This is a genomic window from Halomonas sp. BM-2019, assembly GCF_017584085.1.
Window position 1 is genome coordinate 2652913 of record NZ_CP071922.1, and the last position, 8008, is coordinate 2660920.

Genomic DNA, 8008 nt, shown 5'->3' on the forward strand with positions numbered 1-8008 from the left:
GCTCGGCCTGCGCGGCGTCGGGAGCTGGCGGGTCACCGAGGACGTCGTCGGATGGCTCAGCGGCAGGCGCAGGAGCGTCGGCGGACACCGCCGCCGCGACGGCCCGGGTGGGCGCCATGGGCACCGGGGCCGGCGCCCCACCGCCGCGATTCGCCCAGGCCTGGTTCATCTGGGCCACGACCCGGTCGGAATCGGCGGCGCTACGCGCGGTGATCGCCTCTCGGCCGGGGACCACCAGTGTGAAGCCGGCGCGCATGGCATTGATGTTGCCGGAGGGGAAGGCCTCGGGATTGGCCTCCACCAGGGCGACCATCATCTGGTTCATGCTGATGCCGCTGTCGGGGCGCAGGCGCCCGGCCACGGCCCACAGGGTATCGCCGCTGCGTACCCAGGCCGGGTCGCCGGCCCGGGCCGGTGCCGCGGCGGGGCTGACCGCCGAGGCCGACGGCGACACCGAGGGTGCCGGGGCGGTGGCGGGGGCGGCCGCCACGCGCCGACTACCGACCACCAGGGCCGGCATCTGGTCGTAGTCCGGGGGGTCGAGCAGCAGGGTGATCTCGCGCAGCTGCTGGCCACCCGGCCAGTCGAAGCGCAGCAGCAGGTCCAGCCAGGGCTCGCGCACCGGGCGCTCGGTGGTCAGGTCCACCACCAGGCGGCCCTGGCGCTGGTCCACCGCCAGGCGCACCCCGGCCGCCAGAGGGGTCCGCGCAAGTCCCGCCGCGGCATAGGCCCGCTCATCGGCCAACGAGACATTGAGCAGCCCGGGTTGAATGCCGGCGGTATCGGTCAGCGGGATGGTGGCACGCAGTGGCGCGTTGAGCGTGGAGCTTACCTCCGCCTCTCCCAGGCCCAGGGCCAGGGCCAGGGGACTGGTGGCGGAGAACGAGAGCAGCATGGCGAGAGTCAGCTTGCGTTTCATGGAGTTCCCTTGCGTCCATCGGCGGGATCCGGCGGAGGGTCCCGCGTACCCGATGCGAGGTCGAGACGTGGCTCTTCTGGTACCTGTGTACCACATTCACCGTCCCGGCGCGTCGGTGTTGGCTGATGTCAGGCCCGATGACTTCAACGTAAGCCATTGATCCGGGACTGGCGAACCGAGGTGTCATCCAACGCAAGCGGGGCGCCCCCGAAGGAGGCGCCCCGCCCTGGTCACCGCAACCGGCCCTGCCGTTGCCGGGGCCGTGGGACACTTACTGCTCGCGCAGGATCCTGAGCATGCGCTTGAGCGGCTCGGCGGCCCCCCAGAGGAGCTGGTCGCCGACGCTGAAGGCGGAGAGGTACTCGCCGCCCATGGCCAGCTTGCGCAGGCGACCCACCGGAACGGTGAGGGTGCCGGTGGCAGCGGCCGGGGTCAGGTCGCGGATGGTCGCCTCCTTGTCGTTGGGCACCACCTTGACCCAGTCGTTGTGCCTGGCCAGGCGATCCTCGATCTCGTCGAGGGGCACGTCCTTCTTCAGCTTGATGGTGAAGGCCTGGCTGTGGGAGCGCATGGCGCCGATGCGCACGCAGAGGCCATCGATGGGAATCGGGTTGTCCTGGAGGCCGAGGATCTTGTTGGTCTCCACGGTACCCTTCCACTCTTCCTTGCTCTGACCGTTGTCGCGCTTGACGTCGATCCAGGGCAGCAGGCTGCCGGCCAGGGGCGCGGTGAAGTTCTCGGTAGGGAAGTCGCCCGAGCGCATGGCCGCCGTGACCTTGCGGTCGATATCGAGGATGGCGCTGGCCGGGTCGGCGAGCTCATCGGCCACGCTGTCGCGCAGGGTGCCCATCTGATTGAGCAGCTCGCGCATGTGCTTGGCACCAGAGCCGGAGGCGGCCTGGTAGGTCATGGAGGTCATCCACTCGATCAGGTCCGCCTCGAACAGGCCGCCCAGGCCCATCAGCATCAGGCTGACGGTGCAGTTGCCGCCAACGAAGGTCTTGGCGCCGCGGGCCAGCTGGGCATCGATCACATGGCGGTTGACCGGATCCAGGATGATGGTGGCCTCGTCCTCCATGCGCAGGGTGCTGGCGGCATCGATCCAGTAGCCCTTCCAGCCGCCGCTGCGCAGGTCGCCATAGACCGCCTTGGTGTAGTCGCCGCCCTGGCAGGTGATGACCACGTCCAGCGCCCTGAGGGCGTCGAGGTCGTAGGCGTCCTTGAGGGGAGGCACGTCAACGCCGACGTCGGGGCCGGCCTGGCCGACCTGGGAGGTGGTGAAGAAGACCGGCTCGATGCCCTTGAAGTCGCCCTCTTCCACCATGCGCTGCATCAGCACGGAGCCGACCATGCCGCGCCAACCGACGAAACCGACTTTCAACATGTGAAGTCCTCCAGAAAGCAAATGTGGAAGCATTATACACGAGCCTCCCAGCTCAGGCAGCTGGGCACCAGAATGACGCCCCCCTCACCCCGAGGCTGGCATTTTTCATCCTTGGCACGACGGGCATACCGGTTACAGTGTATTTACACAACGGCGGAACTGAGGCGCAGACCGATCATGCCAGGCATCAGAGTTCTCCCTGCACAGGACAGTGCACCGGTACCGTCCCCACCTTCCGCGGCGGAAAGGCGCAAGCCCCACGCCCCCGCTGCCTACCGGTACTACACCACCTATGGACTGAGGATCGGTTCGCAGCTCGAGCTCCCCGAACTCGAGGCGCTGCCGCCGGACACCCGCCCCGACATTCGCGTCGAGCTCGGCGAACTGCCCGGCCAGCTGGACGATGCCGAGCTCAGCACGCCATGGCTTCAGTGCAGCCACAACCGCTGCCAGTTTCTCCTCGATCCCATCGCCCGCTATCGCATCGAGGAGGGCAGGCACATCCGAATCGATCGCCGTCTGGCACCCGTCGGTGGTACGACGGTCGACGAGGGTGATCTGCGTCTCTACCTGCTGGGCAGCGCCCTGGGCGCCCTGCTCCACCAGCGGAACTGGCTGCCGCTGCATATCAGCGCGGTCCAGACCCCTGGCGGAGTCTGGGGCTTTACGGGAGATTCCGGGGCGGGCAAGTCCACCCTGGCCGCCTGGCTGCACTATCGATACGGCTGGAAGCTGGTCAGCGACGATGTCGGGGTGATCAAGCCCGAGGAGGAGCACCCCACCCTCTACCCGGGTCCCCCCCGCCTCAAGCTGTGGCGGGACGCCCTGAAACGCCTGGGAATCGAGCGCCAGGGCCTGGTCCGGGACCGGACCCGCACGGAAAAATTTCATCTGAACGGGCACCTGGGCTTCACCCATGGCAACGAGCCGCTGAAAACGCTCGTGATGCTGGAGCGAGTGTCCCCCGATGAACCGGCCAGCATCGAGCCGGTGGAGGGGATCGAGGCCTTCCGGATCGTGATGTCGGCCCTCTATCTGCCGGAGTGGGGGCAACACTTCAATGGTCCTGCCAGGCTGATGCAGTATGGCGCCGACCTGGCGCGGCAGATCCGGGTCTACCGCTACCGGCGCCCCTGGTCGCTGGAAAGGGTCGAGGAGAGCCTGATCCCGCTGATTCAACAGATCCATGAGGGAGCGGGAGATGCCAGCTAAGCCCCAGTCCCCGGACGCCGCGCTTCGACTGCTGATCCTGCTGGCCCGACTACAGCTGTCCGAGGCGCAGCGAGAGGCCGCCCTGGCCCTGTGCAACCGCATCGAGGCATGGGATGACGTGGCAAATCGGGCAGAGCGGCAGCTGATACTGCCGCTGGTGCATCGCCACCTGCACGAGCTGTCACCACCGACGCTGACCGCGGCCGACATGGCTCACCTGCATCAGCGGGCCCTGGGGCTCGTTCAGGGTAATCTGCTGGTCGCCGGCGAACAGCAGCGCCTGGTGACCGAGATTCTCGACCCCCTGGCGATCCCCCATCTCTTCTTCAAGGGGCCGGCCCTGGCGGCCCGCTACTATGATGACCCGGCCATGCGAACCTGCCGGGACATTGACCTGCTGGTGCCCCGCCATCGCTGCATCGAGCTACTGGAAGTCGCCCTGCAGCACGGCTATCGCCCCCTCGACCCGGAGGCCCTGCTACCGGACAGGCAGAGCCTCGCCTTTGCCCTCCAGGCCAAGGCCGTGGTGACCCTGGTCTCTCCCTCAGGCGTCTGCATCGAGGTCCACCATGACTTCGACCGTGGCGCCGGCATCTATCGGACCGAGGCGATCCTCGAGGGCCGGGTCGCCCACCGTGCCGGCGACACCCTGCTGTACGCCATGCCAACCAGCGAACTCTTTGTCTACATCTGCCTGCATCACACGCGCCACTACTGGTCACACCTTCACTGGCTGGTCGACCTGGATGCCATCCTGCGACATCCCGATTTCGATGCGGCAGCGGCCTACGCCTGCGCCGAGCGACGCGGCCTGGCGTCCACCTTCGAGGCCTGCCTGGAGTTCTACCAGGCACTCGCCACTCCCGAGCCCGAACACTCCCCGCACCTCGGCCCACGCAGCCGCGAGCTGCTCGAGGCCTGCTTCGCCACGCTGCAGGGCGGGCTCGAGGCCGAACTGGCACTGCGCAGCCGACGCCCCGGTCGGGAGTTCGGCTTCGCCTGGCAGACGACGCCAACCTATCGGTGGGCGAGCCGCGTCAGGGAATGGGTCAGCCCCCTGCGGCCGGGGTATATCGATTACCGGTTCCTCCCCTTGCCACCCCGCTGGCAATGGCTCTACTACGCCATCCGGCCCTACCGCGCCCTGGCCAAAAGCAGCAAGATGAGGTGGCCAGCACGATGATGCCCTCCCCGCGAGCCATCCTGGAACCCCTCGTCACCCTTCGCCGGGTGCTGCCACTGCTCTGGGCCAGCAGCAGCAAGTGCGCCCTGCTCACCACCTTTCTCATGGTACTCGAGGTCGGCTTTGGCCTGGCGGCGCTCTATCTGCTCAAGCAGCTGGTCGACCTGGTCACGACCCTGCTGGGCGACCAGGCCAGCGCGGCCCAGGGCATGCCCGAGGTCCTGCGCTACGTGGCCTTCACGGGGGGCGCGACCCTGGCCTTCATGGTGACCCGCGCCCTGTCGAACCTGGCCAAGGAAGCCCAGTCGCTGCTGGTGGCTGACTACATCGACGGCAAGGTGCATGAGCGCGCCGTCAGTGCCGACCTGGCCTTCTACGAGAGCCCGCGCTATTTCGACACCCTGGAGCGGGCGCGGGAGTCAGGCAACCAGCGCCCCGCCCAGGTCATCGGCAACCTGATGATGCTGTCGAGAAACAGCCTCATGCTGGCGGCCGTCGTGGTCCTGATCGTCTCCATCGAATGGCTGCTGCTTCCCGTGCTGTTGATTGCCATCCTCCCGGGACTGCTGGTGCGCCTGCACTTCACGCGACACCTCTACGACTGGCAGCTCCGCCGGACGCAGATGGAGCGCAAGGCCGGCTACCTCGACTGGCTGATGACCTCCAACCTGCACGCCAAGGAGCTGCGCATCTACCAGCTGGGCGAGCACCTGCGAGCCCGCTACGCCAAGCTGCGGGGCAAAATTCGCCGTGAGCGCCTGCAGATCACTCAGCGCCGCACCCGTCTCGAAGTGGCCGTGGGCAGCGCCGCGGCCGTGGCCTTCTTTGCCAGCCTCGCCTACCTGGCCTGGCAGACCGCGGAAGGACGCAACAGCGTCGGGGATCTGGTGCTGTTCATGCTGATCTTCCAGCGTGCCCAGACCATGGGACAGGAGCTGGTGCAGCAGCTGTCCAAGCTCTATGAAGACCACCTCTACATGGGGCTGCTCTTCGAGTTCCTGGATATTCGGCCCGAGATCGGCGAGCCGAGCCACCCGGTGGCGGTGCCGGCGCCCGTTCGCGAAGGCATCCGCTTCGAAAAAGTCGGGTTCCAGTACCCCGGTTCGCCGGCGCCGTCCCTCTGGGACATCGACCTGAGCATCCGCCCGGGTCAGGTCGTTGCGCTGGTGGGCGTCAACGGGTCGGGTAAGACCACGCTGATCAAGCTGCTCTGCCGGCTCTACGACCCCACCCAGGGCCGCATCACCCTGGATGGCGTCGATATCCGACAGCACAGTCCGGCAGAGTACCGCAACCTGTTCAGCGTCATCTTCCAGGACTACTCCCAATACGCGACCAGCGTGAAGGAGAATATTCACTTCGGTGATATCCACTCTTCTGTTGAACAACCCGCCATCATGACGGCCGCCATCAACGCCGGCGCCGACGGCTTTATCGGCTGGCTACCGCAGGGCTATGACACCCCCCTTACCCGCATTTTTGACGAGGGCCAGGAGATCAGCATCGGACAGTGGCAGAAGATCGCGCTGGCGCGCGCCTTCCTGAGAAAGTCGACCTTTATCATCCTCGACGAGCCCACCAGTTCGCTGGATCCCGAGGCCGAGTTCGAGATGTTCGAGAACTTCCGGGAGCGAATCAACCATCGCGGCGCCCTGATGATCAGCCACCGGCTCTCCACCGTGCGAATGGCCGACTATATCTATGTGATGGATCAAGGCAGAATCTGTGAAAGCGGCACCCACGAGGAGCTGATCCGCAAGCGCGGCACCTATTGCAAGCTCTTCAACAAGCAGGCATTTCACTACAGGGATGCTGAGGTATAGGGACGGGGGGCGAGGGGCGAGGGGCGAGCCCCTTGCCCCTTGCCCCTTGCCCCTTGTCCGCAGCTTCACGCCAGTCTGCGAGGAGCCCAAAAAACCGGGAGCCGGGCTCAATGCCCGGCTCCCGATTGCTTGATCCTCGACCCAGGGCCGCTGATCAACGCCTCACCACCAGCTCTTCGGCCTCCAGCTGGCCGATGAAATCGAGCACCTCGTGTTCGCAGGCATCTCGATCCACCGAGAACTCCTGCATCAGCTGATCGCAGATCGCCGACACGGTAACCTGGTCTTCCAGCAGGTCCCAGATTCGCCTTCCGACGACGGGAACCCCGTAGTACATTCCCTTGTTGACACTGAAGAGAACGAGGTCATCCCCCACCCGGGAGGCAAGGGGTGACGGGGATCGCTGGACTCGGCTCTGGACGTCCAACTGGCTTGTCATTTCCGACTGGCTTTTCATATTTAACTGATTGGGCATATCGCGGCACCCGGTGATAAACTCAGGACTCATGGCAAGAATGACATCCCTGTCAACGAATCAAGCTCCTGACTTAGGAACCATTCTTAAAACTATGAGGAGGTCGTCCCCCCTTCCAGTTTTTCATGAAATTGCTCTTTCCGGACAGAGTCTGCTCGACGCTCATGCGCGACAGCTCCGGCGTTACCCACCGGCTCCTGCCGGCGACTTCTTGCTTCACATCCGATGTCTGCTTCATTTCATGCCACTCCGTCGTTGCCCTTGACCTGCACTCGCCTGGCCAGCCCGCCGGCCATACGACTGCTCAATCAGCCAAACACACCCGTTGAAGAGAATGCATAAGGCTGTGTTAACTATCGTAAACGAGCGGAAAGCGGTCAACGCCTTTCGAGTAGCGCTTAAGTCATGGTAAGAAAGCATGTGATACCTGGTCACCGGCCAGATGGCATGTATCGTCGCCACAGATGCCAGGCCTGAACCGCCGAACAGAGCGAGTCGAAACCGGCCAGATGCTCATCGCTCATGCCCTTTTCGGGCGGCCGAAAAGGGGGTAGCGATAGATCAACCCGTGTTCGGCAGACCAGTGCGCCCAGGTCGCCATGCGGCTGCCCAGGTGCCCGTGGTGCATCAGCAGGCACTGCACGCGCCCGGCGCCTGGCAGGGGATAGCGGGCAGAGACGGGGGGACCAGGTGTAGCAGCTGTCGAGACGACCGCCGCGCAACACGCGGCCCGGGGTCAGCGGATAGACGCCACGAAAGAAGCTGATGTCGTGGCAATCCCCGGGGGAGAGCAGGGAGGCGGCCACGCTCGACTCGTCGATCGCCAGGGAGAGGCCTGGCCAGGAGCGGAAGGCACGGAGATCGGTGGCAAAGTGGAAGCGATCGCCCTCACCGGGCGTGACCTCGCGCCACGGAAGGCGCATGCACGAAGCAGGAGATGGGTGAGTACTCCTCCCCGGTATCGCCACCCAGCACCACGCTCGACCCGTGACGAATCCAGGCATGCGCCTTG

6 protein-coding genes are annotated in these 8008 nt (G+C 65.6%); 3 read left to right on the forward strand and 3 right to left on the reverse strand.

Translation table 11 applies throughout. The annotated features are described in order from the left end of the window. Both J5F18_RS13305 and asd read right to left on the reverse strand, forming a co-directional pair. Window positions 1-919: FimV/HubP family polar landmark protein (locus J5F18_RS13305; protein WP_346299088.1), on the reverse strand; the 919-nt coding region annotated here is incomplete at its 3' end. Window positions 920-1190: 271 nt separating this feature from the next. After that, window positions 1191-2303: an aspartate-semialdehyde dehydrogenase gene (asd, locus tag J5F18_RS13310; protein ID WP_346299089.1), complete on the reverse strand. Its 1113-nt coding sequence runs from the start codon at window positions 2301-2303 to the stop codon at window positions 1191-1193. Between the two features lie 177 nt (window positions 2304-2480). Between asd and J5F18_RS13315 the strand changes: the two genes are divergently transcribed. The 3 genes from J5F18_RS13315 to J5F18_RS13325 are packed head-to-tail and all read left to right on the forward strand — an operon-like array spanning window position 2481 to window position 6521. Continuing rightward, window positions 2481-3515, forward strand: a complete 1035-nt coding sequence (locus tag J5F18_RS13315) for a hypothetical protein (protein WP_346299090.1) — start codon at window positions 2481-2483, stop codon at window positions 3513-3515. Further along, complete coding sequence (locus J5F18_RS13320; protein WP_346299091.1) at window positions 3505-4698, forward strand: nucleotidyltransferase family protein; 1194 nt, start codon at window positions 3505-3507, stop codon at window positions 4696-4698. The genes J5F18_RS13315 and J5F18_RS13320 overlap by 11 nt, the downstream gene beginning before the upstream one ends. Then, window positions 4695-6521: an ABC transporter ATP-binding protein gene (locus J5F18_RS13325; protein WP_346299092.1), complete on the forward strand. Its 1827-nt coding sequence runs from the start codon at window positions 4695-4697 to the stop codon at window positions 6519-6521. Before J5F18_RS13320 ends, J5F18_RS13325 begins: the two co-directional genes overlap by 4 nt. Window positions 6522-6675: 154 nt before the next feature. Here the strand turns inward: J5F18_RS13325 and J5F18_RS13330 are convergent, their stop codons facing one another. Further along, window positions 6676-6996, reverse strand: a complete 321-nt coding sequence (locus tag J5F18_RS13330) for a PqqD family peptide modification chaperone (RefSeq protein ID WP_346299093.1) — start codon at window positions 6994-6996, stop codon at window positions 6676-6678. Window positions 6997-8008 lie beyond the last annotated feature (1012 nt).